This window comes from Streptomyces sp. NPDC006385, from assembly GCF_040612485.1.
Lineage (GTDB): Bacteria > Actinomycetota > Actinomycetes > Streptomycetales > Streptomycetaceae > Streptomyces.
Genome location: NZ_JBEXQG010000016.1, coordinates 46489 through 72913, shown reverse-complemented (window position 1 = coordinate 72913; position 26425 = coordinate 46489). Strand labels below are relative to the sequence as shown.

26 protein-coding genes are annotated in these 26425 nt (G+C 70.5%); 14 read left to right on the top strand and 12 right to left on the bottom strand.

What is annotated here, in order from left to right; genetic code table 11:
• Positions 1–35 precede the first annotated feature (35 nt).
• The 5 genes from ABZ078_RS15340 to ABZ078_RS15320 all read left to right on the top strand — a co-directional run bounded on the left by ABZ078_RS15340 (position 36) and on the right by ABZ078_RS15320 (position 2571).
• A complete protein-coding gene (locus ABZ078_RS15340) occupies positions 36–233 on the top strand; it encodes a hypothetical protein (protein ID WP_356575370.1) in 198 nt (65 codons plus the stop codon).
• Positions 233–862, top strand: a complete 630-nt coding sequence (locus ABZ078_RS15335) for a pilus assembly protein TadG-related protein (protein ID WP_356575368.1) — start codon at positions 233–235, stop codon at positions 860–862. The genes ABZ078_RS15340 and ABZ078_RS15335 overlap by 1 nt, the downstream gene beginning before the upstream one ends.
• 16 nt (positions 863–878) lie before the next feature.
• The gene (locus ABZ078_RS15330) at positions 879–1457 is read left to right on the top strand and encodes a hypothetical protein (RefSeq protein WP_356575366.1); all 579 of its coding nucleotides are present in this window, start codon (positions 879–881) and stop codon (positions 1455–1457) included.
• 7 nt (positions 1458–1464) lie between these two features.
• Positions 1465–2100, top strand: coding sequence for an OmpA family protein (locus tag ABZ078_RS15325; RefSeq protein ID WP_356575364.1), 636 nt, complete (start codon positions 1465–1467; stop codon positions 2098–2100).
• Between the two features lie 126 nt (positions 2101–2226).
• The gene (locus ABZ078_RS15320; protein WP_356575363.1) at positions 2227–2571 is read left to right on the top strand and encodes a hypothetical protein; all 345 of its coding nucleotides are present in this window, start codon (positions 2227–2229) and stop codon (positions 2569–2571) included.
• A gap of 71 nt (positions 2572–2642) precedes the next feature.
• Here ABZ078_RS15320 and ABZ078_RS15315 read toward each other — a convergent pair whose 3' ends face one another.
• Positions 2643–3008 carry a DUF192 domain-containing protein gene (locus tag ABZ078_RS15315; protein ID WP_356575361.1) on the bottom strand — a complete coding sequence of 122 codons (366 nt, stop codon included), beginning with the start codon at positions 3006–3008 and terminating at the stop codon, positions 2643–2645.
• 61 nt (positions 3009–3069) lie between these two features.
• Here ABZ078_RS15315 and ABZ078_RS15310 point away from each other — a divergent pair, with 61 nt between their 5' ends.
• Positions 3070–3948 (top strand): LLM class flavin-dependent oxidoreductase, encoded by an 879-nt coding sequence (locus ABZ078_RS15310; protein WP_356575360.1) that lies wholly within the window; start codon positions 3070–3072, stop codon positions 3946–3948.
• 9 nt (positions 3949–3957) lie between these two features.
• Here the strand turns inward: ABZ078_RS15310 and ABZ078_RS15305 are convergent, their stop codons facing one another.
• On the bottom strand, positions 3958–4446 hold the full coding sequence (locus ABZ078_RS15305) for a DinB family protein (RefSeq protein ID WP_356575358.1): 489 nt from the start codon (positions 4444–4446) through the stop codon (positions 3958–3960).
• 77 nt (positions 4447–4523) lie between these two features.
• Between ABZ078_RS15305 and ABZ078_RS15300 the strand changes: the two genes are divergently transcribed.
• The gene (locus ABZ078_RS15300) at positions 4524–5369 is read left to right on the top strand and encodes a methyltransferase domain-containing protein (protein ID WP_356575356.1); all 846 of its coding nucleotides are present in this window, start codon (positions 4524–4526) and stop codon (positions 5367–5369) included.
• 29 nt (positions 5370–5398) lie between these two features.
• Here the strand turns inward: ABZ078_RS15300 and ABZ078_RS15295 are convergent, their stop codons facing one another.
• Positions 5399–6559, bottom strand: a complete 1161-nt coding sequence (locus ABZ078_RS15295; protein WP_356575355.1) for a winged helix DNA-binding domain-containing protein — start codon at positions 6557–6559, stop codon at positions 5399–5401.
• A gap of 887 nt (positions 6560–7446) precedes the next feature.
• Here ABZ078_RS15295 and ABZ078_RS15290 point away from each other — a divergent pair.
• From ABZ078_RS15290 to ABZ078_RS15275, 4 genes are all read left to right on the top strand, one after another.
• Positions 7447–8220: an isoprenyl transferase gene (locus ABZ078_RS15290; RefSeq protein WP_356575353.1), complete on the top strand. Its 774-nt coding sequence runs from the start codon at positions 7447–7449 to the stop codon at positions 8218–8220.
• 358 nt (positions 8221–8578) lie between these two features.
• Positions 8579–9904 carry a PhoH family protein gene (locus ABZ078_RS15285; protein ID WP_356575351.1) on the top strand — a complete coding sequence of 442 codons (1326 nt, stop codon included), beginning with the start codon at positions 8579–8581 and terminating at the stop codon, positions 9902–9904.
• Between the two features lie 402 nt (positions 9905–10306).
• On the top strand, positions 10307–11020 hold the full coding sequence (locus ABZ078_RS15280; RefSeq protein ID WP_356575349.1) for a transglycosylase SLT domain-containing protein: 714 nt from the start codon (positions 10307–10309) through the stop codon (positions 11018–11020).
• Positions 11021–11158: 138 nt separating this feature from the next.
• Positions 11159–12580 (top strand): AI-2E family transporter, encoded by a 1422-nt coding sequence (locus ABZ078_RS15275; protein WP_356575348.1) that lies wholly within the window; start codon positions 11159–11161, stop codon positions 12578–12580.
• Positions 12581–12604: 24 nt separating this feature from the next.
• Here ABZ078_RS15275 and ABZ078_RS15270 read toward each other — a convergent pair whose 3' ends face one another.
• The gene (locus tag ABZ078_RS15270) at positions 12605–13138 is read right to left on the bottom strand and encodes an alkyl hydroperoxide reductase (protein ID WP_356575346.1); all 534 of its coding nucleotides are present in this window, start codon (positions 13136–13138) and stop codon (positions 12605–12607) included.
• Between the two features lie 5 nt (positions 13139–13143).
• Positions 13144–13698 (bottom strand): peroxiredoxin, encoded by a 555-nt coding sequence (locus ABZ078_RS15265; protein ID WP_356575344.1) that lies wholly within the window; start codon positions 13696–13698, stop codon positions 13144–13146.
• A 263-nt stretch (positions 13699–13961) separates the two neighbouring features.
• Between ABZ078_RS15265 and ABZ078_RS15260 the strand changes: the two genes are divergently transcribed.
• Both ABZ078_RS15260 and ABZ078_RS15255 read left to right on the top strand, forming a co-directional pair.
• Positions 13962–14438 (top strand): hypothetical protein, encoded by a 477-nt coding sequence (locus tag ABZ078_RS15260; protein WP_356575343.1) that lies wholly within the window; start codon positions 13962–13964, stop codon positions 14436–14438.
• An 81-nt stretch (positions 14439–14519) separates the two neighbouring features.
• The gene (locus ABZ078_RS15255) at positions 14520–15482 is read left to right on the top strand and encodes a LysR substrate-binding domain-containing protein (protein WP_356575341.1); all 963 of its coding nucleotides are present in this window, start codon (positions 14520–14522) and stop codon (positions 15480–15482) included.
• 180 nt (positions 15483–15662) lie between these two features.
• Here the strand turns inward: ABZ078_RS15255 and ABZ078_RS15250 are convergent, their stop codons facing one another.
• The 5 genes from ABZ078_RS15250 to ABZ078_RS15230 form a co-directional block, all read right to left on the bottom strand.
• Positions 15663–18002, bottom strand: a complete 2340-nt coding sequence (locus tag ABZ078_RS15250) for an FtsX-like permease family protein (protein WP_356575339.1) — start codon at positions 18000–18002, stop codon at positions 15663–15665.
• Complete coding sequence (locus tag ABZ078_RS15245) at positions 17999–18688, bottom strand: ABC transporter ATP-binding protein (protein WP_356575337.1); 690 nt, start codon at positions 18686–18688, stop codon at positions 17999–18001. Before ABZ078_RS15245 ends, ABZ078_RS15250 begins: the two co-directional genes overlap by 4 nt.
• Positions 18685–19209, bottom strand: coding sequence for a PadR family transcriptional regulator (locus tag ABZ078_RS15240; RefSeq protein ID WP_356575335.1), 525 nt, complete (start codon positions 19207–19209; stop codon positions 18685–18687). Before ABZ078_RS15240 ends, ABZ078_RS15245 begins: the two co-directional genes overlap by 4 nt.
• Before the next feature lie 127 nt (positions 19210–19336).
• Positions 19337–19585, bottom strand: a complete 249-nt coding sequence (locus tag ABZ078_RS15235; RefSeq protein ID WP_356575334.1) for a hypothetical protein — start codon at positions 19583–19585, stop codon at positions 19337–19339.
• Positions 19582–20475, bottom strand: a complete 894-nt coding sequence (locus ABZ078_RS15230; protein ID WP_356575500.1) for an SPFH domain-containing protein — start codon at positions 20473–20475, stop codon at positions 19582–19584. The genes ABZ078_RS15235 and ABZ078_RS15230 overlap by 4 nt, the downstream gene beginning before the upstream one ends.
• Before the next feature lie 346 nt (positions 20476–20821).
• Between ABZ078_RS15230 and ABZ078_RS15225 the strand changes: the two genes are divergently transcribed.
• Positions 20822–23212: a transglycosylase domain-containing protein gene (locus ABZ078_RS15225; protein ID WP_356575332.1), complete on the top strand. Its 2391-nt coding sequence runs from the start codon at positions 20822–20824 to the stop codon at positions 23210–23212.
• 97 nt (positions 23213–23309) lie between these two features.
• Here the strand turns inward: ABZ078_RS15225 and ABZ078_RS15220 are convergent, their stop codons facing one another.
• Complete coding sequence (locus ABZ078_RS15220; RefSeq protein WP_356575331.1) at positions 23310–25448, bottom strand: ATP-binding SpoIIE family protein phosphatase; 2139 nt, start codon at positions 25446–25448, stop codon at positions 23310–23312.
• 277 nt (positions 25449–25725) lie between these two features.
• Positions 25726–26415 carry a DUF402 domain-containing protein gene (locus ABZ078_RS15215; protein WP_356575329.1) on the bottom strand — a complete coding sequence of 230 codons (690 nt, stop codon included), beginning with the start codon at positions 26413–26415 and terminating at the stop codon, positions 25726–25728.
• Between the last annotated feature and the right edge of the window lie 10 nt (positions 26416–26425).

Sequence of the window (26425 nt, the reverse complement as noted above, 5' to 3'; positions counted from 1 at the left end):
CGCTCAACGAACGCCGGACACCAGAGGGGACCACCATGAGCAACTGGATCAACACCACCGTCGCACGCCTCCGCTCCCGCGCTGCTCGCAACGACGAAGGGCAGACGGCGGTGGAGTACCTGGGGATCATCGCGGTGGTGGTGGCGATCGTGCTGGCGATCACGGGGACGGACATCGGCAGCACGATCTACGACGCGATCACGGAGCAGATCGCCGAAGTGACCGGCGGCTGATGCGGCGATCCAGGCTCGGCGACGCAGGGCAGGCCTTCCCCATCTACATCACGGTGGTGGCGGGCCTGCTTTTTCTCGCGTTCGCTTACCTGGCGGTCGGCCAAGCCGGTGTGAAGCGGAATGGAGCCCAAACGGCTGCGGATGCGGCGGCACTTGCGGCGGCACAGGACACTCGGGACCAACTCGCGGGGGAGTGGTTGGAGGTCGTTCTCGATCCGGAGAAGTGGCGGGACATTCTCGACGGCAGCGGGGCCGTGCTGAACGGTTGCTGGCGGGCGTACGAACTCGCTGCGCAGAACGACGCCACTGTCAACGACTGTGATCCGACGGAGCCGCTGGCCTACACAGTGGTCGTCGCATCCACGACGTCCGTCGGCGACTCGATCGTCCCCGGCACGGAGAGCATGCACGCGGTGGCGTCCGCGACAGCGGTGATCGAGCCACTCTGCACGTTCGAACCACCCGGCGAGGACGCAGGGGGCGATGACGGTGCAGACGTACTGCCACTGCCGCAACTCACCTGCGACGACGGGAACTGGGACCCGGACCCGGACGACCCGACCACTCTTCCGGAGCCCAAGGATCTCTTCGACGTCCACCTGGCCGACTCACAAGCGAACGACGAGTGACGAAGGAAGCAGAGGCATGAGTATTCGGTTCACTACGAAGGCCCGCAAGGGGATGGTCGCGATGACTATTGCGGCCGGGCTGGCCCTCGGCGTGGCCGGCTGCGGCGGTGGAGGCGACGACAAGAAGCCGGAGTCGTCGGCTTCCTCCTCCAAGGAGAGCGGGTCTGACCCGAGTACTCAGGAGGGACAGGCGGAGACGCCCCTGGCGGAGATGAAGGGTCCTGACGGTCTCGTTCTCCAGATCACCTCGGCTGTGCGTGATTCAGGTGGCTTCGTCACCGTGAACGGCACCATGAAGAACGACGGTGCCAAGACTGTCGTCGTCCCCGCTGTGCTCCGGGGAGACGAGACCGAGATCGTCAGGCACGGCAGGTCCCTCGGAGGCGCCACACTCGTCGACTCGAAGAGCAAGAAGCGGTACTACGTCTTGCGGGACACGGATGGGCGTCCCCTGACCACGACCGATCTCACCTCGATCAAGTCCGGTGAATCCGTACCTGTCTTCATGCAGTTCCCTTCGCCGCCGACCAGTACTACTGAGGTCACCTTCCAGCTCCCGTCGTTCGCCGCAGCCGGCATTCAGATCTCCGGGTGAGGCCCCCATGACCCGCACCCGCACCCCCCGCCTCCCCCTCACCCTCACCGCAGCCACCCTCCTGCTCACCACCAACCTGCTCGGCGCCACCACAGCCGACGCGGCCGACGACCCCGGCGTGCCCCCCGGCACCGAAGCGACCGCCTCCGCCCCCGTCGAGGTGGACGCCAACGACCCCGACCTCAAGCTCCCCGAAGGCGCGACGCTCGCCGAGGCCAAGGTGCTGGACATCAAGCAGGTGGTCGAGGACCAGGCCGGTGAGGAACGCCGCGAGGACACCAACGCGGACGTGAAGTTCGCGCTCCAGGCCGAGGTCCTCTTCCCCAAGGACAGCGCGAAGCTGACCGGCGAGGCGAAGGCCCGTATCGCGGAGATCGCCGAGGAGATCAAGACCCAGAACGCCACCCGCATCCGCGTCTTCGGCTTCACCGACAACCTCGGCTCCTCCGCCCACGGCGACGTCCTGTCCAGGAAGCGCGCCAACGCCGTCCAGGGAGTCCTGGAATCGGAGCTGAACGACTCCACGGTCACGTACGAGGTACGGGGCTACGGCGAGCAGTACCCGATCTCCTCGAACGCGACGGAGGAGGGCCGCAAGAAGAACCGACGGGTGGAGGTCTCGTTCCCGCGCTCGGAGAGCTGACGGAGACGGGAAGCGCAAGATCTTGCCGCGGAGGCACTGTTGAGGTTTCAATGAACCTCGAGATTCACGGCACCCCCACTCCGGCGCACCCGCGCACGGAGCCGAGAACCAGGGAGTTCATTCGCCATGCGCACTCGTCCCCTCCTCCGCCGCACCGCTTTCTCCGCCCTGGCGGCAGGCCTGGCCGCGGCAGGCACACTGGCACTCGCGTCACCGGCCCCGGCGGCCGAGCAGAACGTCACGGCCACCCTGCGTGTCAAGATCGCCGAGGGCAACTCCGTCTACACGCAGATCAACGGCTCGTACACCTGCCACGAGAACTTCACCGTCGGCAAGGCGAAGGACATCAAGGTCACCGTGCCCGCCGGCCAGTGGATACAGGTCTTCAACAGCCACGACTGCTACGACAGCATCAGCATCGGCGGCACCCGCGTCGACACCGACGGCCAGGTCATCGACATCGCCCTCTGAGCGTCGACCCACACAGCGAGCCCAGCGAGCCCAGCGGGCGGGGCGGGCGGGGCATGCAGGAGGGGACCAGGTCAGGCCACCTCCACAGCCACCCGCCCCCCGACCCGCACCCCCCACCCCGCCATCACGCCGGCCTCCGCCTCCAGCACACACCGCGAGCGGAGCCGGGGCAGTCCCAGTCGCCCCGGTTTCATGGTGCGTACGGCGATGACCTCAAGGCCCCGATCGAGATAGGCGACGTCGATGGGGATGCGCATGCCGAAGGTGTGCACGCTGTTGGCGGGGCAGAGCAGGATCGCCCCGTCGACGGCGTCACGTCCCAGCAGCCCACGGGTACGAGCCCGATACGACGAGGCGATCTCCAGTGGCACGCGGACAGCACCTCGCTCGCCGTGAACGGTCAGCGTCCCCCGCCCGTCACGCCACCGCTGCCCCATCCCCGGCACCTCCGTACAAAAGAAGTTGTCCGCCCTGTCCTGGCCGGGTAGGAAGACTCCCATGACCGGACTCGGCGCGGTATTCCGCCCCCAACTCGCCCCCGAACGCCTCCGATCAGTCGCCCGCCTCGCCGACGAGGCGGGTCTTGAGGAACTCTGGCTCTGGGAGGACTGCTTCCGGGAGGGCGGGATCTCCACCGCGGCGGCCGCCCTCGCCTGGACCGAGCGGGTCAAGGTCGGGGTCGGTCTGCTGCCCGTGCCGTTGCGGAACGTCGCCATCACCGCCATGGAGGCCGCCACCCTGCACCGCATGTTCCCGGGGCGTCCGATCCTCGCCGTAGGGCACGGGGTGCAGGACTGGATGGGGCAGGTCGGGGCCCGGGTCGAGTCGCCGGTGACCTTGCTGCGGGAGCATCTCGACGTACTGCGGGCCCTGCTGCGGGGGGAGCGGGTGACCGTCGAGGGGCGGTACGTCAAGCTCGACGACGTGGCCCTGGACTGGCCGCCCGCCGAGCCGGTGCCCGTCCTCGCCGGAGTCACCGGGCCCCGCTCGCTGCGGCTCGCCGGGGAGGCCGCCGACGGGACGCTGCTCACCGCGTCCAGCGCGGCCGAGGACGTGCGGCGGGCACGGCAACTCATCGACGAAGGGCGGCAGTCGGCCGGACGTGGCGGTGCCGAGCGGCACCGTGTCGTCGTCTATCTGCTCACCGCCACCGGGGCCGACGGGCCCGCCCGCCTCAAGGCCGAGCTCGCCGCGGAGGGACTCGGATCCGTCCCGGACCTCGGTGTCGCCGGGGACGCGGGCGCCGTCGCGAAGGCGGTCCAGCGGCTCGCGGACGCCGGTGCCGACACCGTGGTCCTTCAGCCGACGGGGGACGAACCCGACCCGGAGGGGTTCGTGCGGTTCGTGGCCGAGGACGTACGGCCGCTGGTTCCCTGAGGCGGGGCCTCACCCCCGCCGGTGATCCCCCGTAGCCCCGTCGATCAGCTCTCGCAGGATGTCCATGTGCCCGGCGTGCCGTGCCGTCTCCTCGATCATGTCGACGAGGACCCAGCGCAGGGTGACGGAATGGTCCCGCCACGGCGGCCGGCCGACGGCGTCGAGCGGCAGCTCGGTGATCATGCGATCGGCGGCGGCGCGGGCCCGGCCGTAGAACTCGACGATCCGCGACGTCGTCTCGCCCTCGCCCGCCCGCATGTCCTCGCCCTTGTACGGGTCGAACCACAGCGGCTCCACCGCACCGCCGAAGCTCTCCACGAACCAGCCGTACTCCACCGACGCCAGGTGCTTCACCAGACCGAGCAGGCTCGAACCCGACGGGGTCATCGGGCGGCGCAGCTGTTCGTCGTCCAGCTCCTCCAGCTTCCACAGCACCGCGTCCCGCAGCCGGTTCAGGCTCGCGTGCAGTGTCTCCTTCTCGGTCCCCGCATACGGCATGCCCGTTCCCTCAGATGGCGTCATACCGCCGGAAACTAGCAGCGCCCACTGACAACCCCCCCAGGGAGATCCACCGTATGAAGGAGACCCAGCCCCAGCGGCACCGGCCCCGGTCCCGTCCCCAGCCCGTGCCGCATCCGCAGCACACTCGCACCTTCGAGGAACTCGTCGCCGAAGGCGCCGCCGTCCCCACCGAGGGCTGGGACTTCTCCTGGTTCGAGGGGCGGGCCACCGAGGCCCGGCCGTCCTGGGGATACGCCACGTCCCTCGCCGAGCGGCTCGCCCGTGCGAGTGCCGCCCTCGACATCCAGACCGGGGGAGGCGAGGTACTCGACTTCGCCCTGAGCCGCGCCGCCCCCGAGGCACCCACCCTCACCGCCGCCACCGAGGGCTGGCCGCCGAACGCCGCCAAGGCCACCGCCCTACTGCGCCCGCGCGGCGTCGCCGTCGTCGCCGCCCCCGACGAGGCCCCGCTGCCCTTCGTCGACGGCGCCTTCGACCTCGTCAGCAGCCGGCACCCGGTCAGCCCGCACTGGGCCGAGATCGCCCGCGTCCTCCAGCCCGGCGGCACCTACTTCGCCCAGCACGTCGGGCCCCGCAGCGTCTTCGAGCTCGTCGAGTACCTCCTCGGCCCCCTCTCGCAGGAGCAGCGCGACGCACGCCACCCCGACCGCGAGCGCGCCGCCGCCGAGGCCGCCGGGCTCAAGGTCGTCGACCTGCGCGCCGAGCGGCTGCGCATCGAGTTCCACGACATCGCGGCCGTCGTCCACTTCCTGCGCAAGGTGGTGTGGATGGTCCCCGGCTTCACCGTCGAGGCGTACCGGCCCCGGCTCCGCGCCCTGCACGAGCGGATCCGGTCCGAGGGCCCCTTCGTCGCGCACAGCACCCGCCAGCTGTTCGAGGCCCGCAAGCCCGGCTCCTGAGCCGCCACCCTCGCCGCCGCCCGGCCCCCTCACGCGTGCGGGCCGACCGTCACCTCACCGACCACCAACTCCGCCTTCGCCTCCAGCACTTCCCCCACCCGCTCCACCTGCTCGCCCAGCTCCCGTCCCTGCCGCGCCGTCAGGCGTCGTCCGATCAGCTCCACCGTCACAGTCGTACGACGGCCCCGGCGCCGCTGGTGCCAGACCCCGGCCACCACACCGTCCACCAGCAGCACCGGGTAGTTCCCCGCCTGCCCACCCGCCAGAGCCCGCCGGTACGCCTCCCCGGGGAACAGCGACTCCCGCGGCTGCGCGGCGATGGCGTACGCGTCGAAGTAGGGCAGCAACCGCACCCCGCGCACCGGCCCGCCCGGGAACTCCGTGTCACCCGCCACCACCCAGGCCGCCCCCGCCCCCTCGAAGGCGACCTCCTCGATCTCCCCGCCCTCCGCCAGCTCCCGGAACAGCTCCACCGCCCACCCCGCCGGCGCCGCCAGCCACTTGGCGAAGTGCCGCGGCGTCGCCGGACCGTACGCGCGCAGATACCGTCGTACGAGTTCGCGCAGGGCCGCCTGCCCCGGCAGCGGATCGAAGGACGGCGGCCGTGTGTACGTCACTCTCCGTCCCCGGTTCGGGCCGAAGCACAGCGCGCCCGACTGGCCGGCCCGGTGCATCACCTGCCGCCAGCGCGGCCACAGGTCCTGGAACGCCTCCATCACCCGGTCCCCGGCCCACGGACCGGTGCGCGCCACGACCTCCTCGCCGAGCTCCTCCACCGTCAGGCACACCCCGTCGAGCGCGTCGCCGATCGCCGCCACGATCCGCTCCGCCTGTTCCTCCGTCACCCGGACGTCCGGCGGGAACGGGCTCGGGCCCGTCGGAATCGCCGTCAGCGCACCGCACCACAGGGGCAGTTCGGCGGCGGGCAGCAGATGCACCGTCCCGCGCGGCCCGAACGTCTTCACCAGCGAGCGGTCGTCCCAGAGCGCCGCCCGTACGTCCGCCCGTGTCACCCCGGCGGCCCGCACCCCCACCGACACCTCCGCCGCGGACAGCACCTGCGCATGCGCGCCCAGCATCGCCCCGACCACCTCGGCGACCGGCGAGCCGCGCTCCGCGGGCCGGTCCAGGAACTGCCGCCGGAGTCGCCGCGCACTGGTCTCGTCCCACGTCGTCGTCGCCCTGTTCATACGGCGACGGTAGACGGGATATAGGTCAGATGCTGTCCGCTGACCGGCGCTGTCATACCGCATGGTGCAAACCGTGCTTCCGTCCGCGCAGGGCCGCCACGCCCTGCGCATCAAAGGACCACTCGGCTTTTCCACATTGTTATGGCGGCCGACTCGATTTCCTTCCGACCCTCACGTAAGTTCAGACCAAGGTAATTCGCGTACGCAAAGCTGCGCGGTGGCACCGCGCGGTGGAGGGGACTGCGCGGTGCCGTTCCCTCATGCGGCCCCCTGCTGGACGCGCGTCGCGTCGAAAGCGCATCCGCTCCGCGAAGTCATGAGCGGCGTCAAGTGGACGTTCGCGGTCCGGGTCACCCGGGGGAGGGACGCGCGGACAAGTCACCGAGCAGCCCGCAAGCTGCGGCAAACCGGCTGGATCCGGCCGCATCCCCCGCGATTCCCCTGGAAATCGGCCGCCACCTGGCCATGAATGCGCCACGAGCCGACCCTCCGACGGTCACCGCGTCGTCGTCGGACGGTTTCGGAGAGTAGTTGTGGCACGCCGATGCGCGCAGCATCACTTACGAAGGGTTATGGTGGAAACCCCCCCTCGGGCCGGTCCGTCTCCCCCCCACGGACCGGCCCGTTTTTTTGCCCGCACCGAGCCGCGAACCACGCGCAGGCGCCGACGCGCACCAGGCGTCGTCCGCACAAGGCGCCCGCCCGACTCCGCGCACCCCACAACACGGCCCGAGCCCCGCAGGGGTAGGCTTCGCCTCCGGGGACCGCCATACGGACAGGGACCGCCCTCGCCGCGCCGCGACCACCGCCGCGCACCGATCACCGCGACCACCGCGACCATGCCGGGGCCGCGCCTGTCCGATCCGTACGGAGGGGCTGACAATCACGTGAACCTGCGCGACATGCTGCGTAACCTGCTGGTCAGGGTGTACGCACGCCGGGTGGAGGGCCACCTGGACCACGCTCAGGTGCCCAAGCACATCGGCGTGATCATGGACGGCAACCGGCGCTGGGCGAAGGCGGCGGGCTCCTCCACGGTGCACGGTCACCGGGCCGGCGCGGAGAAGATCGGGGAGTTCCTCGGCTGGTGCAGCGAGACGGACGTCGAGGTCGTCACCCTCTGGCTGCTGTCGACGGACAACTTCGACCGGCCGCAGGACGAACTCGTCCCGCTCCTCGGAATCATCGAGGACGTCGTCCGCTCCCTGGCCGCCGACGGCCGCTGGCGGGTGCACCACGTCGGCACGTCCGACCTGCTGCCGTCCGGGATGCAGACCACCCTCAAGGAGGCCGAGGAGGCCACCGCGCACGTCGACGGGATACTGGTCAACGTCGCCATCGGCTACGGCGGCCGCCAGGAGATCGCCGACGCGGTGCGCTCGATGCTGCTCGACGCCCAGGACCAGGGCACCTCGCTCGAGGACCTCGCCGAGGCCGTCGACATCGACATGATCGGCCGGCATCTCTACACCGGCGACCAGCCCGACCCGGACCTCGTGATCCGTACCAGCGGCGAGCAGCGGCTGTCCGGATTCATGCTCTGGCAGACGGCCCACTCCGAGTACTACTTCTGTGACGTCTTCTGGCCGGCCTTCCGCAAGGTCGACTTCCTGCGGGCCCTGCGCGACTACGCGGCCCGGCACCGGCGTTACGGCGGCTGACACACCTCTCGACGGGGGCGGTCGGGGGCAGAAGTAACAAGGAGTTCACCAGCGCGCCGTCATATGCGTCGGCATGGCTCCGCATGTTCGAGGGCATAAGCCAAGCAGGTCGACACCCGAACCACGGGTGTCGTATCTCAGCGGACGGCGCCGGAGTCGTCCGCCCGGGAGGCCCTTTGCACCAGCCCGACCGTGCGGTCACAGCACGGAAGAAGACGTGGAGGGCCGGTTTTCGGCCCGTGCAGGGCGGCCGACGACCGGTCGGGATCTTCCCACCCGCCCGGTCGGGATTCCCATCCTCCCGGCCCAGCTCCCACTCCGTCGCTCCCCGACCTCATCCGAGGGGGTACGTCCTTCCGTGGTGACCAGCACAAAGCGCCACAAGCCAGACCGGCGCACCTACGTCCTCGACACCAGCGTCCTGCTGGCCGACCCGAACGCCCTGAGCCGCTTCGACGAGCACGAGGTGGTGCTCCCCATCGTTGTGGTGACGGAACTGGAGGCGAAGCGGCACCATCCCGAACTCGGCTACTTCGCCCGGCAGGCACTGCGCCTGCTCGACGACCTCCGGGTGCGGTACGGCCGTCTCGACGCCCCCATCCCGACCGGGGACCTCGGCGGGACCGTGCGTGTCGAGCTCAACCACTCGGACCCCAGCGTGCTGCCTTCCGGCTACCGCCTGGGGGACAACGACTCCCGTATCCTCGCGGTCGCCCGCAATCTGCAGGCCGAGGGGTTCGACGTCACCGTCGTGTCGAAGGACCTGCCGCTCAGGATCAAGGCCTCGTCCGTCGGTCTCCTCGCCGAGGAGTACCGCGCCGAACTCGCCATCACGGACTCCTCCGGCTGGACCGGAATGTCCGAACTGACGCTGTCGGGCGAGCAGGTGGACATCCTCTTCGAGGAAGGACACATCCACGTCCCCGAGGCCACCGGCATGCCCGTGCACACCGGACTGACGATCCACTCCGAGCGCGGCAGGGCGCTGGGCCGGATCACGCCCGAGGGCAACGTCCGTCTCGTGCGCGGCGATCGGGAGGCCTTCGGCATCAAGGGGCGCAGCGCGGAACAGCGGATCGCGCTCGACCTGCTGCTCGACCCGGACGTCGGGATCGTGTCCATGGGCGGCCGGGCCGGCACGGGCAAGTCGGCGCTCGCGCTGTGCGCGGGTCTGGAGGCCGTGCTGGAGCGCCGCCAGCACCAGAAGGTGATGGTCTTCCGGCCGCTGTACGCGGTGGGCGGGCAGGAGCTCGGCTATCTGCCCGGCAGCGAGGCCGAGAAGATGAGCCCCTGGGCGCAGGCGGTCTTCGACACGCTGTCGGCGGTCACCAGCCGCGAGGTCATCGAGGAGGTCACCGCGCGCGGCATGCTGGAGGTGCTGCCCCTCACCCACATCCGCGGCCGTTCGCTGCACGACGCGTTCGTGATCGTGGACGAGGCGCAGTCACTGGAAAGGAATGTCCTGCTGACCGTTCTGTCCCGAATCGGGGCTGACTCACGGGTGGTTCTGACCCATGACGTGGCCCAGCGGGACAACCTCAGGGTCGGGCGCTACGACGGTGTCGTCGCCGTCGTGGAGAAGCTGAAGGGGCATCCGCTCTTCGCCCACGTCACGCTGACGCGGTCCGAGAGGTCCCAGATCGCCGCCCTTGTGACCGAAATGCTCGAAGACGGGCAGATCTGAGAAGCACCGCCCAATCAGACCCGGTTACGCAGTAGTTGGCGCCGTCCGAAAAGGCGAAAAGCCTAGTCGGGCGGCGCCTCGGTGTCTGCGACTTTCCGCAAATCCCCTGGAACAAACGAGGTGTGAGCTTTCACACGCAACGCAGAATTGCCTTGCGGCGTCGGGGTACGGCAGAGTCTCACTCCTGTCAGGCCCCGCATACGACACACCCGTACCCCCAGCGGTACGGAACCACAGCAACACCACCACAAACTGCATAGCGCCGTCGTATGCCGCCCGAGTTCACCACGCGGCGCTCCCCGCACGGGAGTTGCCCACCGGGTCCGTGCCTCCCGTGACCCCGCAGTTGGGAGGCCAGCGCCAGGGGCACGATTGCGTCCGCCAGGGTCACCGAAGCGGGCGATGCTGGAAGGAAACCGTGTGAGTCCGATTTCGGTCAGGGGATTCGCAGTGGCGTCGGCCACCGCGGTCACCGCTGTCGGAAGCGTCGTCGGCGTTGCCTCGGGCAGCACCGCGCAGAACAACGACGCCGAGGCGACGGCAGCCGATTCGACGCTCCTCGCGGACATACCCGCGGGCCAGCAGGCCCAGGTACACACCGATTCCCTGACGGCCCAGGCCGATGTCCAGGCGATCGCCGCGGACGTGAGCGCCAAGAAGGACGCTGAGGAATCGGCCCGCAAGGCGGCCGCCCAGACGGCGATCGAGAAGAAGAAGGAAGCCGCCGAGAAGGCGGCGAAGGCTGCCCAGGAGGCCAAGGAGCGTGAAGAGGCCGAGGCGAAGGCCTCCAGGGACGCCTCCGACTTCCCGGTCTACGGCTCGTACAGCATCGCGCAGATCCAGGCGATGGCACGCCAGATGGTGCCGAGCGGCCAGTTCCAGTGCTTCAGCAACATCGTGGACCACGAGTCCGACTGGAACTACAAGGCGGTCAACCCCTCGTCCGGTGCCTACGGCCTCTTCCAGGCCCTGCCCGGCTCCAAGATGTCGTCCGTCGGCTCCGACTGGCAGACGAACCCGGCCACCCAGATCAAGTGGGGCCTGAACTACATGAACGACCGCTACGGCAGCCCGTGCGACGCCTGGAACTTCTGGCAGGCGAACCACTGGTACTGAGCCGCCGCTCAACCCTCGCGCAGCCCCTCACCGTCTTCGGGTGAGGGGCTTTCGCTTGTCCGCGTCCAGCGCCCTGTACGGTCGGACGCGACGACTCCAGGGGGAGTGGTGGGGAGAGACGGGGGAAGAGGACGAATCATGTCGCGAGTGCCAGGGTGGCTCGGTCGGCTCGGCGCCGGACTGACGGAGATGAGCGAGCGGTTGAACGAGCGCCGCGCCGCGGTGGAACGGGAGAGCTCCGAGCTCCAGCCGGTACGGCGGTCCGCCGTGTCCGGGTCCTCCTCCGCCGACGCCCCGTCGTCGCCCGCCGACCACGTCCCCCGGCCCCCCGACTACGCGCCCGCGGTTCCGCCGCCCCGCCCCGACCCCGCGCAGGTCGTGCCGTGGGGCATGCGCGTCGCGGCGGAGGCCGGCTGGCGGCTGCTGGTGCTCGCCGGCACGGTCTGGGTGCTGATGCGGGTCATCAGCGCCGTACAGCTCGTCGTGCTCGCGTTCGTCATCGCCCTGCTGCTCACCGCGCTGATGCAGCCCTCGGTGGCGTGGCTGAGGCGGCGCGGTGTGCCGCGCGGGCCCGCCACCGCCCTGACCGCGATCCTCGGGTTCGTCGTCATCGGGCTGATGGGCTGGTTCGTGACCTGGCAGGTCATGGAGAACATCGACAACCTCTCCGACCAGATCCAGGACGGCATCGACGAGCTGCGCAACTGGCTGCTCAACAGCCCCTTCCACGTCACCGACAAGCAGATCAACGAGATCGCCGAGAACCTCCGGGAAGCGATCGGCGCCAACACCGACGCGATCACCTCGGCCGGTCTGGAAGGCGTCACGGTCGTCGTCGAGGCCCTCACCGGCATCCTGCTGGCCGCCTTCTCGACCCTGTTCCTGCTCTACGACGGCAAGCGCGTCTGGGAGTGGACGCTGAAGCTGGTGCCCGCCGCGGCCCGGCCGGGCGTCGCCGGCGCCGGCCCGCGCGCGTGGGCGACGCTCACGGCGTACGTGCGCGGCACGGTCCTCGTCGCCCTCATCGACGCCGTCTTCATCGGCATCGGCATCTACTTCCTGGACGTGCCGATGGCCGTCCCGCTGGCCGTCTTCATCTTCCTGTTCTCGTTCATCCCGCTCGTCGGCGCCGTGGCCTCCGGCGCGCTGGCGGTGGTGGTGGCCCTGGTGACGCAGGGCGTGTTCACCGCGGTCATGACGCTCGCCGTCGTCCTGGCCGTCCAGCAGATCGAGGGCCACGTGCTGCAGCCGTTCATCCTCGGGCGCGCGGTCCGCGTCCACCCGCTGGCGGTGGTGCTGTCGGTGGCGGCCGGCGGCATGGTGGCGGGAATCGGCGGCGCGGTGGTGGCCGTACCGCTGGTGGCGGTGTCGAACACGATCGTGGGGTATCTGCGAGCGTACTCGCGGGAGCAGGACCTGAGGTACGCGTCCTCAGCGTCCCCAGCGTCTCCAGCCCGTCCGGCGATCGAGGGCGAGGCCGTTGCGGCCGAAGGGGGGTCCGGGGGCGCAGCGCTCAGCGACGGGGGCGAAAACGCCGAGGGCCTCGCCCACCCACGGTGAGCGAGGCCCTGAGCGCAGCTCGGCCTACTCGGAGAGCACGGCCTCGGCATCCAGCGTGACAGCGACCGCCTGGATCACGGACGCGATCTTGAACGCCTCCTGGACGACCTCACGGTCCACGCCCGCCTTGCGCAGCACCTGCTCGTGCGAGTCGAGGCACATGCCACAGCCGTTGATGGCGGACACCGCGAACGACCACAGCTCGAAGTCGGCCTTGTCGACACCGGGGTTGCCGATGACGTTCATCCGCAGACCCGCGCGCAGGTTGCCGTACTCGTGGTCGGACAGCAGGTGCCGGGTGCGGTAGAAGACGTTGTTCATCGCCATCACCGCGGCCGCGGACTTCGCCGCGTTGTACGCCTCCGGCGTGAGGTTCGCCTTCGCCTCCGGCTCCAGCTCGCGCAGCACGATCGGGGAGCGCGCGGCGATCGCGGTGGCGAGGACCGTGCCCCACAGCCGCTGCGCCGGGAGGTCCGAGTTGCCGATGACCGAGCCCAGGTTGAGCTTCAGGTCCTTGGCGTAGTCCGGTATGCGGGACTTGAGGGAGTCGAGTGACATGTCAGTCACTCTCCAGCCAGCAGCTTGACCGGGTCCAGGGTGTCCTCGCCCTTGGTCCAGTTGCACGGGCACAGCTCGTCCGTCTGGAGGGCGTCCAGAACCCGCAGGACCTCCTTGGGGTTACGGCCGACGGAGCCGGCGGTCACCATGGAGAACTGGATCTCGTTGTTCTGGTCGACGATGAACACCGCGCGCTTGGCGAAGCCGTCCTCGCCCTCGATGCCGAGGTCGCGCATCAGCTCGTGCTTGGAGTCGGCCATCATCGGGAACGGCAGGTCGCGCAGGTCGTCGTGGTCCTTGCGCCAGGCGTGGTGGACGAACTCGGAGTCACCGGAGAAGCCGAGGATCTGGGCGTCGCGATCGGCGAACTCCTCGTTCAGCTTGCCGAAGGCCGCGATCTCGGTCGGGCACACGAAGGTGAAATCCTTCGGCCAGGCGAAGACGATCTTCCACTTGCCCTCGTAGGTCTTGTGGTTGATCGTCTCGAACTCCTTGCCCTTCTCCAGCGAGACGCAGGCGGTCAGTTCGAACTCGGGGAACTTGTCACCGACAGTGAGCACGTACAGGCCCTTCAGGTGGTGCTTGGGTTGGACAGGTGTAACCCTGTCAGACGCTCCTGTCGCAGGTAAAATCGATCAATCTGGTCAAAGTGATCAGTGAAGCCGATCAGTGTGGCGCCGGTCGGGCGCCTGGCTGCGCACAGCGGGAAAGGGCTCTCGCAAGTCAGTCTACGAACGCGTCACGCGGGGCACTCGGTGCCCCAGAGCGCGCCGCCGCCGCTCTCGCCCTCGCCGACTCGGACGGCAAGCCGCTCACGGACGGGGTGGAACTGCCGGAGAACGAGCTCGTGGAGCTGGAGCAGGGCAAGGCCCATCTGACGCTGCGGGACGTGCGCGAAGTGATCAGGGGCGGCGACTTCATGAAGTTCACCATGCGGTTCGAGAACGCGGGCCGCGGTGAGCCGCACCCGGCCGCCGGTCCACGGCGAGAAGCCATGAGTCGTCCGATCAGCTCTCCTCGGGGCGAGGTTTGCCGCAAAGGCATGCACTGTGTCCCTATGGACACCCGAGTGGATCGACAGAGTAGACCTGTTCTCCGAATGCGCGCGGTCAGTGCTGTCCTGGGCATCGCCCTTGCGACAGGGCTGACGACAGCTGCATCCGCCGCGGCCGCGGTCCCCGCCACCCGCGTCGTCACGCAGGCCGTGGCTGGTCAGTCGAGCTCGATCAGCAGCCCCGCCGACGCCGACCACTGCATCCTCACCGTCATGATCCCCCTCTGCCTTGGGGGTGCCGTTTAAAGCGGCTCCCATCCGTCCCTCCCCGGTGCATTGATACGGGAAATGGCTACACTCCGTCAGGTTGATCGGAGGTGCCTATTGATGACCGTGGGTAAGCGGAGACAGCCCAGCCTCGCCCAGCTCCGGGCCTTCACCGCCGTCGCCGAGCACCTCCACTTCCGGGACGCCGCGGCCGCGATCGGCATGAGCCAGCCCGCGCTCTCGGGTGCGGTGTCCGCCCTGGAGGAGACCCTCGGGGTCACGCTGCTGGAGCGGACGACCCGCAAGGTGCTGCTCTCGCCGGCCGGCGAGCGGCTCGCCGTACGGGCGAAGGCGGTGCTGGCGGAGGTCGGGGCGCTGATGGAGGAGGCGGAGGCGGTCCGGGCGCCGTTCACCGGCGCGCTGCGGCTCGGTGTCATCCCGACGGTGGCGCCGTATCTGCTGCCGACCGTGCTGCGGCTCGTCCACGACCGGTACCCGCACCTCGACCTCCAGGTGCACGAGGAGCAGACCGCCAACCTCGTCGAGGGACTCACCAGCGGCCGCCTGGACCTGCTTCTGCTCGCTGTTCCGCTCGGCGTGCCCGGAGTCGCCGAACTCCCCCTCTTCGATGAGGACTTCGTGCTCGTCACCCCGCTCGACCACTGGCTCGGGGGCCGTGAGGGCATCCCCCGCGAGGCCCTCAAGGAGCTCAACCTGCTGCTCCTCGACGAGGGGCACTGCCTGCGCGACCAGGCCCTCGACATCTGCCGGGAGGCCGGGCGCGAGGACGCGCCGGTGACCACGACGGCCGCCGGGCTGTCGACGCTCGTCCAGCTCGTCGCCGGCGGCCTGGGCTGCACGCTGCTGCCGCGCACCGCGCTCAAGCTGGAGACGACCCGCAGCAGCCAGCTCCTCACCGGCTACTTCGCCGACCCCGCCCCCACCCGCCGCGTCGCTCTCGCCATGCGCAGCGGGTCGGCGCGCGGGGCGGAGTACGAGGAGTTGGCGGGTGCTTTGCGTGAGGCTCTGCGGCCGTTGCCCGTGCGGGTGTTGGACGTGGGGGTGTTGGACGCGCGGGTGTGAGCCTGGGGCGGGGTGGCCGGGCTGTTCCGTGCGTGGCTTGTTCGGGCGCGGCGGGCGGCTGTTGCCGGCCGCTTCGCGGGTTCCGCCCCGCTCGTCGCGTCGCCCTGGCTGTGCGGGGCGGGTCGAGGAGCGGGGCGGTGTCCGGAGGCGGGCGGGTGGTTGGTGTGAGGCCGCCGGTCCCTATTCGGTGCGCAGGCCGTCCGGGCGCATCAGCCGCAGCAGTGGTGGCAGGCTGAGCAGCGTCACCACGAGGACGACGCCGGCGGCGACGCCCGTCATGGACAGCACGCTCGTCCAGTCCACCTGGACCGGCTGGTCCGCCATCCGCAGCAGGACCGCGCCCAGCGTCAGTCCCACCGTCGCGGCCAGCAGCAGGCCCAGGGCGATCGGGATCGCCGTCTGCCACAGCACCGACAGGCTCAGCGTGCGGCGCCGGGTGCCGAAGGCGACCAGCGACGACAGCAGCTTCTTGCGGTCGCGCAGTTGCTCCAGCTGGGAGACCAGCAGGCTCGCGCCGATCAGCACCATGACGCAGACGGCGCCGACGAACAGGCCGGTGCGGATGGTGGTGTACCGGTCGGCCTGCCGGGTCGGCTGCCAGGCCATCGGGTACGCCCGCGCGTCGATCTTCGCCGCCGTGTTCCGCGCCAGGTCGTGGGCGTCCGGTACGGACTTGTCGAGCCGGAGGTAGACCTGCCCGGTCAGGGCCGACGCCGCCTCGGCCGGCAGCGCCGCGCGGGTGACCAGGAAGCCGCCCCGCTCCCGGCCCGCCGCGTCCAGGCGCGCTGTGGCCTTCTTCAGGTTCTGCGGCACGGCCCAGGCGGTCTCGTGCCGCTTCCTGGGGTCACCCTCGTAGGACGGGTCGAGGTACAGCGTCCGGCCCGGCCGCTCGGCGAACTCCCGAGTGTGCTCGTCGTACTCGGCGTTCGTCAGGTAGAAGACGTCGCCCTCCCGGCACGAGGGCAGCCGGGCGACCTCGCGCAGTTCCGCGCAGTCGCCGACGGTCATCTCGGAGCCCTTCTCCGGGTCCTTGCGCCGCTCGCCGAGGTACCCCTCCGAGTACGCGTAGACCCCGCGCACGCCCTCGGTCTCCCGGAACCGGTCGGCCGCCTGCGCGATCGGCACGTCACCCGGCAGGTTCACCTGCATCTGGATGCGCACGGTGTCGTAGGCGGTGTCCTCGGTGTAGTCGCTCTCCACACCGGCGAACAGCATCTGGAGCGCGATCGCGCCGGCCACCGCCACGGCGACGCCGTTGACCATGCGGGCCGCCGTGCCGCTGCTCAACTGGAGCCTGCGGACGGCGAGCTGCCAGGCGACCCCACCGGAGTTCAGCCGGGCGACGACCGCCTCGACGACCCAGGGGAGCAAGGTGGTCACGCCGATGAGCAGCAGGAGCACACCGCCGATCACGAGGTACTCGTTGAAGGTGCCGTTGTCGCCGCCCTGGCCGATCATCGGCCAGAGCATCGCGACGCCGCCCAGCGGCAGCAGCAGCCGCCACCACAGCCGGCGCCGCGAGGGCTTCGCCGTACGCACCACGCCGAGCGGCTCGATCACCACCCCGCGCATCGCGAACAGCGTGACCAGCACGGCGGCCGCCGGGACCGCGACGGCGACCAGCAGGGCCAGCGCGGGGGAGGGGTTGAGGTAGCTCGGGAACACGCTGACGTCGAAGACCTCGATCGAGCCCGCGATCTGGCGGCCGATCAGGAAGAAGCCGGTGCCGAAGACCAGGCCCAGCGCCGCGCCGACGAGTGCCTCGCCGGCCGCGATCCGCCGGACCATCCGGCCGTCGGAGCCGACCAGCCGCAGCGCCGCCAGCCGCCGGTCGCGCCGCTCACCGCCGAAGCGCACGGCCGCGGCGATGAAGACGGCGACCGGCATCAGCAGCACCACGAAGATGACGAGGACGATCAGGATCAGGATCGGGTCGGTCCGCTCGGTGGCCGGATTCGGGTCGCCGTACTTGTCGATCCGCGCCACCCGGGCGCCGTCGACCTGCGGTGCGAGGTCCTTGCCGCCCCGGTAGAAGGTGAGTTCGGCCGGGCCGATCAGTCCGGGCTCCGCGATGGTCCCGACGATCCGGTCCGGCAGCCGCTCCCGCAGCAGCTTGCCGCTGTCCGAGTCCAGGAGCCGCTTCAGCGCGGGGGAGACGACCATCTCGCCCGCCGCCGGGAACTGCGCCACGCCCGGCGGCAACGGCGCCCGCGGCCCTTCGGGCTGCAGCGTCCGGCCCCGGATGTGCTCGTCGCGGAAGGTCGTGTCGGCGTCCGCGACCACCAGGGTGTCGTCCGCCTGCTTCAGGATCTGGCCGTTGTAGGTGAGGTCGCCGCGTGCGTACGACCGCTCGTTGCGTTCACTCTGCAGGCTGGGGAACGCGGCCGTGAGCAGCAGCAGCGCCACCCCGAGGCCGACCCCGACGGCCGTCAGCAGGGCCCGGATCCAGCCCTCGCGTCCGCCGGCGAAGGCGAACCGGACCCCCATGCCCAGATCCCTGGCCCACTGGCCCACGTTCATACGACGCGCTCCATGTCCCGGGACTTGCCGTCCCGTACGACGATCTCGCGGTCGGAGTAGGCGGCGACCCGGGCCTCGTGCGTGACCAGCACGACGGCGGCGTTGGTCGACCGGGCGGCGTCCGTCAGCAGCTCCATCACGCGCTCGCCGTTGAGGGAGTCGAGCGCGCCGGTCGGCTCGTCGGCGAACAGCACGCGCGGGTTGGTGACCAGCGCACGGGCGACGGCGACACGCTGCCCCTGACCGCCGGAGACCTCACCGGGCCGCTTCTTCCTCAGGTCGTCGACCTCCAGCCGCTCCATCCAGGACAGCGCCGCCTTCTCGGCCTCCTTGCGGGAGGTGCCGTTGAGCCGCAGGGGCAGGGCGACGTTCTCGACGCACGTCAACTCCGGTACGAGCTGCCCGAACTGGAAGACGAAACCGAACTCGGAACGTCTGAGCGCACTGCGCTGGGCGTCGCTCATGGTGGCCAGCTCACGCCCGTTGTAGGTGATGGACCCGGAGTCCGGCGGCACGATCCCGGCGAGACAGTGCAGCAGGGTCGACTTGCCGGAGCCGGACGGCCCCATGACGGCGACGACCTCGCCGGGGTGGACGGAGAACTCGGCCCCGTCGAGCGCGACGGTCGGGCCGTATGCCTTGCGCAGCCCCTCGGCCGCGAGCAGGGAACCGGGAGGCGCTGTCACTTGGCCACCACCTCGGCGAGCTTGTCGAGGCGCGCGGCGGTGAGTTCGAGCCAGCGCAGATCGGCCTCGAGATGGAAGAGGGCGTGGTCGCAGATGAGCTGGTCGGCCAGGTCTCCCTTCCGCTTGCGGTCGGTGAGGATGCGCATCATGCGCAGGTGCTCGGCGCGCTGGGTGTCGAGGATGTCGGCGGCGTCGCGCCGGGTGAGCAGCGCGAGGACGACCTTCGTGTAGAGGGTCGACTGGAGATACGGCTCGGGCTTCTCGGGCGTCGCGAGCCACTGCCGCACGTCGGTGATCCCGGCGTCGGTGATGGCGTAGCGCTTCCGCTCGGGCCCGCCGCCCGGCTCGATCCCGTCGACCTCGACGAGCCCGTTCTTCAGCAGGCGGGACATCGTCGAATAGACCTGGCCGTAGTGCAGCGGCCGGTCGTGACCGAACTTCTCGTCGAAGGCCCGCTTCAGGTCGTAGCCGTGGCGGGGGCCCGATTCCAGGAGCCCTAGAAGGGTGTGACCGATGGACATGGCGAGGACTCTACACGGGGTGTATACGCGGCATGTATACGTCGCGTGTGTACGTCACGACAGCGGGTGCGGCGTGGGTGCGACGGTGCTGCGGCGGCCCAGGTGGGGGCCGATTGTCACGGTTCTGTCACTGGGACTCGGGCGGGTTCGCGGGAGGACGGCCCCGGCGCGGAATCGGCCTGGCCTCACCCGGCAGCCGCCCCGCCTCCGCGAGGGCGCGGCGCAGCAGGAACTCGATCTGCGCGTTGGCCGAGCGCAGCTCGTCGCCCGCCCACCGGGCCAACGCCTCGTACACCGACGGGTCCAGCCGCAGCAGCACCTGCTTGCGCTGCTGCGGCCGACGCTGAGGGGCCGAACCCCCGGAGGGAACCGTCACTGGTAGAGCGTCCCGGTGTTGAGGACCGGCTGCGGGGACCTGTCGCCGCACAGCACCACCATCAGGTTCGACACCATCGCCGCCTTCCGTTCCTCGTCCAGCTCCACGATGTCCCGCTCCGAGATCCGCGCGAGCGCCGCCTCGACCATGCCCACCGCCCCGTCGACGATCTGCCGCCGCGCCGCGACGACCGCACCGGCCTGCTGCCGCTGGAGCATCGCGGAGGCGATCTCGGGAGCGTACGCGAGATGCGTGAAGCGCGACTCGATGATCTGCACCCCGGCCGCCTCCACGCGCGCGTGCAGCTCGGCGGCGAGCTTCTCGGTGATCTCCTCGGCGTTGCCGCGCAGCGACAGGCCGGCCTCGTCATGGGCGTCGTACGGGTACTCGATGGCGATGTGCCGGACGGCCGCCTCGGTCTGGGTGGAGACGAACTCCAGGAAGTCGTCCACCTCGAACGACGCCTGGGCGGTGTCCTCGACCTTCCACACCACGACCGCGGCGAGCTCGATCGGGTTGCCGTAGGCGTCGTTGACCTTCAGCACCGCCGTCTCGTGGTTGCGGACCCGGGTCGAGATCTTCGTACGGGAGGTGAAGGGGTTCACCCAGCGCAGTCCGTCCTGCCGGATCGTCCCCCGGTACCGCCCGAACAGCTGGACCACCCGCGCCTCACCCGGCGCGACCATGTTGAGCCCGGACATGGCCAGCAGCGCGGCGACGGCGACCAGGGCGCCGGCGATGATCAGCGCCGCCCTGCCGCCGGCCCCGGTGACCGCCGTGGCACCGGCGACCAGCCCCGCGCCGACCAGCAGCCCGAGCAGGCCCAGCAGCAGGGCGAGTCCGCCGCCGATGCTGTGGGCCGTGAACTCCCGCACGCGTGGCGCGGGCATGTCGGGTACATCGGGTACGCCGGGTACGCCGGGTGCGCCGGCGGTGACCGATATGGCGTCGGTCCTGTCGTTCGACATGGGTGGTTCCCCCGTTTCCTCGGGAAGCCGGCGTCGACTTCCCCTAGCTTCGATCTATCAAAGTGATAGCACTTTACCCCGCGCGGGCAACCCTATGCATCCCTCAGCGGTCGGTTCCGTTGGGGACAGGTGCTGATTGTCACGTCCGTAAAAGCCCGGATCGGCCGTCCTTTGTCACAACTTCGGGTGTTAGTTTTCTGAGCTGACCTGAGCGACGAACCTGTGCGGCAGGAGTGCACACCAGAGCGAAGCGGAGCGGAACGGACCCATGGGACGAGCGGAAGACAGACGAGCGCGCCAGCGTGGTGGGCGCCGCGCCGCGCCCCGGCGCTCGCCCGGGACGCCGTCGGCTGCTGTGGAAGGCTCGTCGGCCACCGTGATCGGGCCGCCGGCCGCCCAGGGAGGCCGGGCCGCGGCCCGCCGCGCCGCGAAGAACGGGGGCAGGGGCGGCGACGGGAAGGGCCGAATACGCCGGCTGTTCACCTGGAAGAAGATCCTCGGCACGTTCCTCGGCCTGGTCCTGCTCGGCATGGCCGCCTTCATCGTGATGTACATGATGATCCCCATCCCCAAGGGGAACGCCGAGGCCAAGCTGCAGAGCAACATCTACAAGTACAGCGACGGCTCGGTCCTGGCCCGCAGGGGCGACCTCAACCGCGAGATCGTGGATCTGGCCGAGGTACCCAAGCCCGTGCAGAAGACCTTCGTCGCCGCCGAGAACAAGACCTTCTTCAAGGACTCCGGCGTCGACCTCAAGGGCACCGCCCGCGGTCTGCTCAACACGCTCACCGGCAAGGGCGCCCAGGGCGGTTCGACGATCACCCAGCAGTACGTCAAGAACTACTACCTGACCCAGGAACAGACCGTCACACGCAAGCTGAAGGAACTGGTCATCTCGCTGAAGCTGGACCGGGAGAAGTCCAAGGACTACATCCTCGCCGGCTACATCAACACCAGTTACTACGGCCGCGGCGCCTACGGCATCCAGGCCGCCGCGCAGGCCTACTACCGCGTCGACGCCAGGGACCTCGACGTCGAGCAGGGCGCCTACCTCGCCGCGCTCCTCCAGGCGCCGAACCAGTACGACTGGGCCATCGCCACGGACAAGGGCAAGCGGATGGCCAAGGCCCGCTGGAACTACGTGCTGGACAACATGGTCGAGCAGGGCTGGCTGAACAAGGCCGAGCGCGAGGCCATGACGTTCCCGACGCCCGAGCCGGTCAAGGAGGACCCCGGCATGGGGGGCCAGACCGGCTACCTGGTGAAGGCCGCCGACAGCGCGCTGGAGAAGCAACTGGTCGACCAGGGCACCGCCGAGGACGCCAAGCAGGCCGAGGCGATGGTCGACGAGGGCGGCTGGACCATCACGCTCAACATCGACAAGAAGAAGCAGGCGGCGCTGGAGAAGGCCGCCCGCGCCCAGTTGACCAGCAAGCTGGACCCGAAGAAGCGCAAGGTCGACGCGAACATCCAGGCCGGTGCCGTCTCCGTGGACCCGAAGACCGGCGCGGTCGTCGCGATGTACGGCGGCGAGGACTACCTGAAGCACTACCTCAACAACGCGACCCGCAGGGACTACCAGCCCGCCTCGACGTTCAAGCCGGTGATCCTCGCCGCGGCCCTGGAGGAGAACGCCCGGACCCAGGACGGCAAGCCGATCACCGCCGACACGGTCTACGACGGCACGAGCAAGCGCCCCGTCGTCTCCAACGGCCAGAAGGTCGGATTCGCCCCCCAGAACGAGGACGACCGGGACTACGGCGACATCACCGTCCAGACGGCGATGAACAAGTCCGTCAACTCCGTCTTCGCGCAGATGGGCGTCGACGTCGGCATGACCGAGGTGATGAAGGTCGCCGGTGACCTCGGCATGGACGTCGAGGGCCAGCAGGCGGTGCCCGCGCAGACCCTGGGCACCATGGGGGCGAGCCCCCTGGAGATGGCCGGCGTCTACGCCACCCTCAACAACCACGGCAAGAAGGTCACCCCGACCCTCGTCAAGTCGGTCACGCACGACCTCCACAAGGTCGCCTTCCCGGCGGCGATCGGCGACGAGGTCATCAGCCGCGAGACCGCCGACACGGTGACCTCGGTGCTGACGGGCGTGGTCGACGACGGTACGGCGCGCGAGTCCGTGCGCAACAACCCCAAGCGGGACGGCCAGAAGGTGGCCGGCAAGACCGGTACGTCCGACGACAACAAGTCGGCCTGGTTCACCGGGTACACGCCCGACCTGGTCACCTCGGTGGGCCTCTTCGGCGAGGACTCCAAGACGCACGCGCAGACCAAGATGTACGGCGCCGGCGGCCGGGACCGCGTCAACGGCGGTGGTTTCCCGGCGGAGATCTGGGCGGCGTACATGTTCGGCGTGACGAAGCCGGACGCCAAGTTCGACCTGGAGACCGACCAGGGCGCGGCCGTCCAGCCGACCTGGACGCCGACGCCGACCCAGGAGCCGACGACCCAGGAACCGACCCAGGAGCCGACGACCCAGGCGCCGACGACTCAGGCGCCCACGACTCAGCCGCCGACGGAGGAACCGACGACCCAGGCGCCGACCCAGGAGCCGACGACCCAGGAACCCACGGTGGACCCGACGGGCGGCGCGGCGACGGACGAACCCACCCTGGACCCGGTCAGACCCGGCAACGGACAGTAGGAGCGCGCCCCGGAAGGGGCGCGGGGCCGTCCCCGGGGCGGCCAGGGCCTGTTGCGAAAGTGGCGTCGCGCGGCAGGCGCCACTTTCGCGACAGGCCCTAGCTCCGGTTCAACTCGAACCAGACGACCTTCCCGGTGCTCAACCGCGTGGCCCCCCACCGCCGGGCCAACCGATTGACCAGGTACAGCCCACGACCGCCTTCATCCGTGGCCCGCGCCTGCCGCAGCCGCGGCAACTGCGGTACGTCGTCCCCGACCTCGCAGCGCAGCACGTCGGTCCGCAACAGCCGCAGGGTGACCGGCCGGGAGGCATAGCGCACCGCGTTCGTCACGACCTCGCTGACCAGCAGCTCGACGGAGTCGGTGAGCTCCTCCAGCCCCCAGCGGGCCAGGGCGCGCCGGGCCAGCCGCCGGGCCCGCCCCGGGGCGGCGTCCTCCGGCTCCAGGAACCAGTACGCCACATCGCTCGGCGCGATCCCGTCGAAGCGGGCGGCGAGCAGCGCGATGTCGTCGTCCCGGTCACCCGGCCCGAGCATGTCCAGCACCTCGTCGCACAGGGCTTCCAGGGGCGGCGGATGGTCGGGCCCGGTGAGCTGGGCGGTCGCGGCCAGCTTCTCGCGCAGCTGCTCTATGCCGGTCCACACGTCGCGCAGCCGTGACTCGACCAGGCCGTCGGTGTAGAGGAGCAGGGTCGCCCCGGCCGGCGCGTCCAGCTCCACGGCCTCGAAGTCGACGCCCCCGACACCGATCGGCGCGCCGGCCGGCACCCGCAGGACCTCCGCGCGGCCGCCCAGGTGCAGCAGGACGGGCGGCGGATGGCCGGCGTTGGCGATGGTGATGCGGTGCGAGACCGGGTCGTAGACGGCGTACAGGCACGTCGCCATGCGGTCGGTGCCCAGACGCTGGGCCTGCTCGTCGAGGTGGTGCAGGACCTCCTGCGGGGGCAGGTCGAGCCCGGCGAGGGTCTGCGCCGTCGTCCGCAGCTGGCCCATGATCGCGGCCGACGTCATGGAGTGGCCCATGACGTCACCGACGACCAGCGCCACGCGGCTGCCCGGCAGCGGGATCGCGTCGTACCAGTCGCCGCCCACCCGGGCCGTCTCGGCCGCCGGGAGGTAGCGGGACGCCAGCCGCACGCCCGTCGGACGCGGGAGCGTCTCCGGCAGCATGGTGCGCTGGAGCTCGTCGGCGATGTACGCCTCACGGCCGTACAGCACCGCCTTGTCGATGCCGAGGGCGCTGTGCGTGGCGAGCTGGGCGGCGACCAGGAGGTCGTCCGGCTCGAAGGCCAGGCGCTCGGCGCGGCGCAGGAAGACCGCGGCACCGATGACGCGGCGGCGGCCGCGCAGCGGGGCGAGGATCGCGCGCTGACCATCGGGGATGATCAACTCGCCGTCGTCGCCGAGGAGTTCCGGCAGGGCGGCGCGGGCGGCGGGCGCGTCGGCGAACACGGGGCGTACGCCGCGCAGCACCTCGGCGAGCGCGCCGCCGGGCCGCACCTCGCACAGTTCGGCGGTGACCGCGGACAGGTCGGCCAGCTCGTTCGGCTCCGGCTGCTGTGCGGGCAGGAAGCCGCCGCCCTCGGTGTCCCGCTCCTCCGGGATGCGGTCCGTGCGGCGCAGCCGCAGCACGACGGGCCCGGTGGGCCGCTCGTCGCCGACCGGCAGCGGGTCGCGCAGATAGACGAGGATCGCGTCGGAGAAGGTCGGCACGGTCGCCCGGCACAGCCCCATCACGATCTCGTCCAGGTCGATGCCCCGGGCGATCCGCCGGGTGGCGGCGCCCACGAAGCGCAGCCGGTCGCCGTCCCGCCGCATCGGCGTGGGCTGACCGGGCGGCAGCCCCTGCCCGCTGCGCCGCTCGGCGGACGCGTGCGGCTGCTCGGTTCCCGGCTGCGGCGGGATGGTCTCCGGAACGGGCCGCGGCCGGTGGGTGTCGGGCTCGGCGGCGACGGAGGGCTGCGAGTGCTCGGGGCCGTTGCCGGCGATGACTGGGGGCTCCTTGCTCGGGCCGGACGGTGGGGTGGTGCCCGGCGTGGAAGGGGTCTCACCGGTGCGCGCCTGCGCGGGTAAGGCGGCGGCGTCCGCGGTGCCACCGCCAGCGGTGTGCGGGGGCGTGGGGGGCGTCGCCGGCGGTGTCGAGGTACGCACGAGCGCCCCGCGGGGCTCCGCGGGGTCGACGCCCGTCTCCGGGCGTTCGAAGGAGATCGGCTGCTCCGTCACGCCTTTCGAATCCATCCGTCCGGGGCTGCGCGCCACGCGTGCAGTTCGTCCCGCCGAAACTCCGATACCCGGAATACGTGCCCCAGGAACGGAGTTCCCGCGTGGCCAGAGGCAGTTCCTGTGCCACCGGGGGAGCGTCTGCCCGTCCCGGCGTTGCCCTGGTAACCCTCGCTCACGTCCTGCCGCCCCTCGGTGACGATCGGTCAAGCCCTGCGCGCGCTCAGGCAGTTGCCCCAGCGCGCCCTTGCGGAGGACGATCCTACGTTTCTTGCCCGGGGGCGCATCAAGGGTCTCATGAGGACATGTGCGCGGGTGTGCGATCCCAGTCCTCAGGCAAAGAAGGTACAGCCCAGGAGGGATCCGGGCGCCAGTGCGGCCAGCCGTCCGAGAACGGCGGCCCCCAGCCGCGGATCACCTCCACCGCGCCACGCCCGGCCTCCCGCACCTGATCGGCGAGCCGCTCGTCCATCAGCCCGTCCCGCTGGGCCTGCGCGAACTCGTCCTCGTCCCGCCAGTGCCAACTGCGGTCCGGGTGCACGGAGATGTCGAGGAAGTGGTCCTCGGAGTCCACGCCGCCCGCCCAACGGGCCAGCGGCTGCTCAAGGTTCACGTACCAGTTCTTGAACAGCCACCCGGGCTCCCAGAACAGCCACACCGACCACGGCTCACCGGGCCGCGCCAGCTTCAGCACCCCGGTCCCGAACCACCGGTCCCGCTGGACGGAACGCGGCTTGGTGTACCGCGTCTGAAGCGGCTCCAGGTGCACGGGCGTTCCGTCGGCCAGCACGGGCTTGACGCACTCCGTGCCCGGAGCCAGCCACACGGCGAGGATCTCCTCGTCGTCCCGTACGACGGTGACGGGACGCGCGATGTGGAAGCCCTCGCCGCCGTTCTCCCGGTACCGCCACAGGATCTGCGTCCCGGGCGCCCAGAAGTCCGTCGACCCGCCCACTTCCGTCGTCACCGCTCCACCCTCCGCCATGGACAGATAT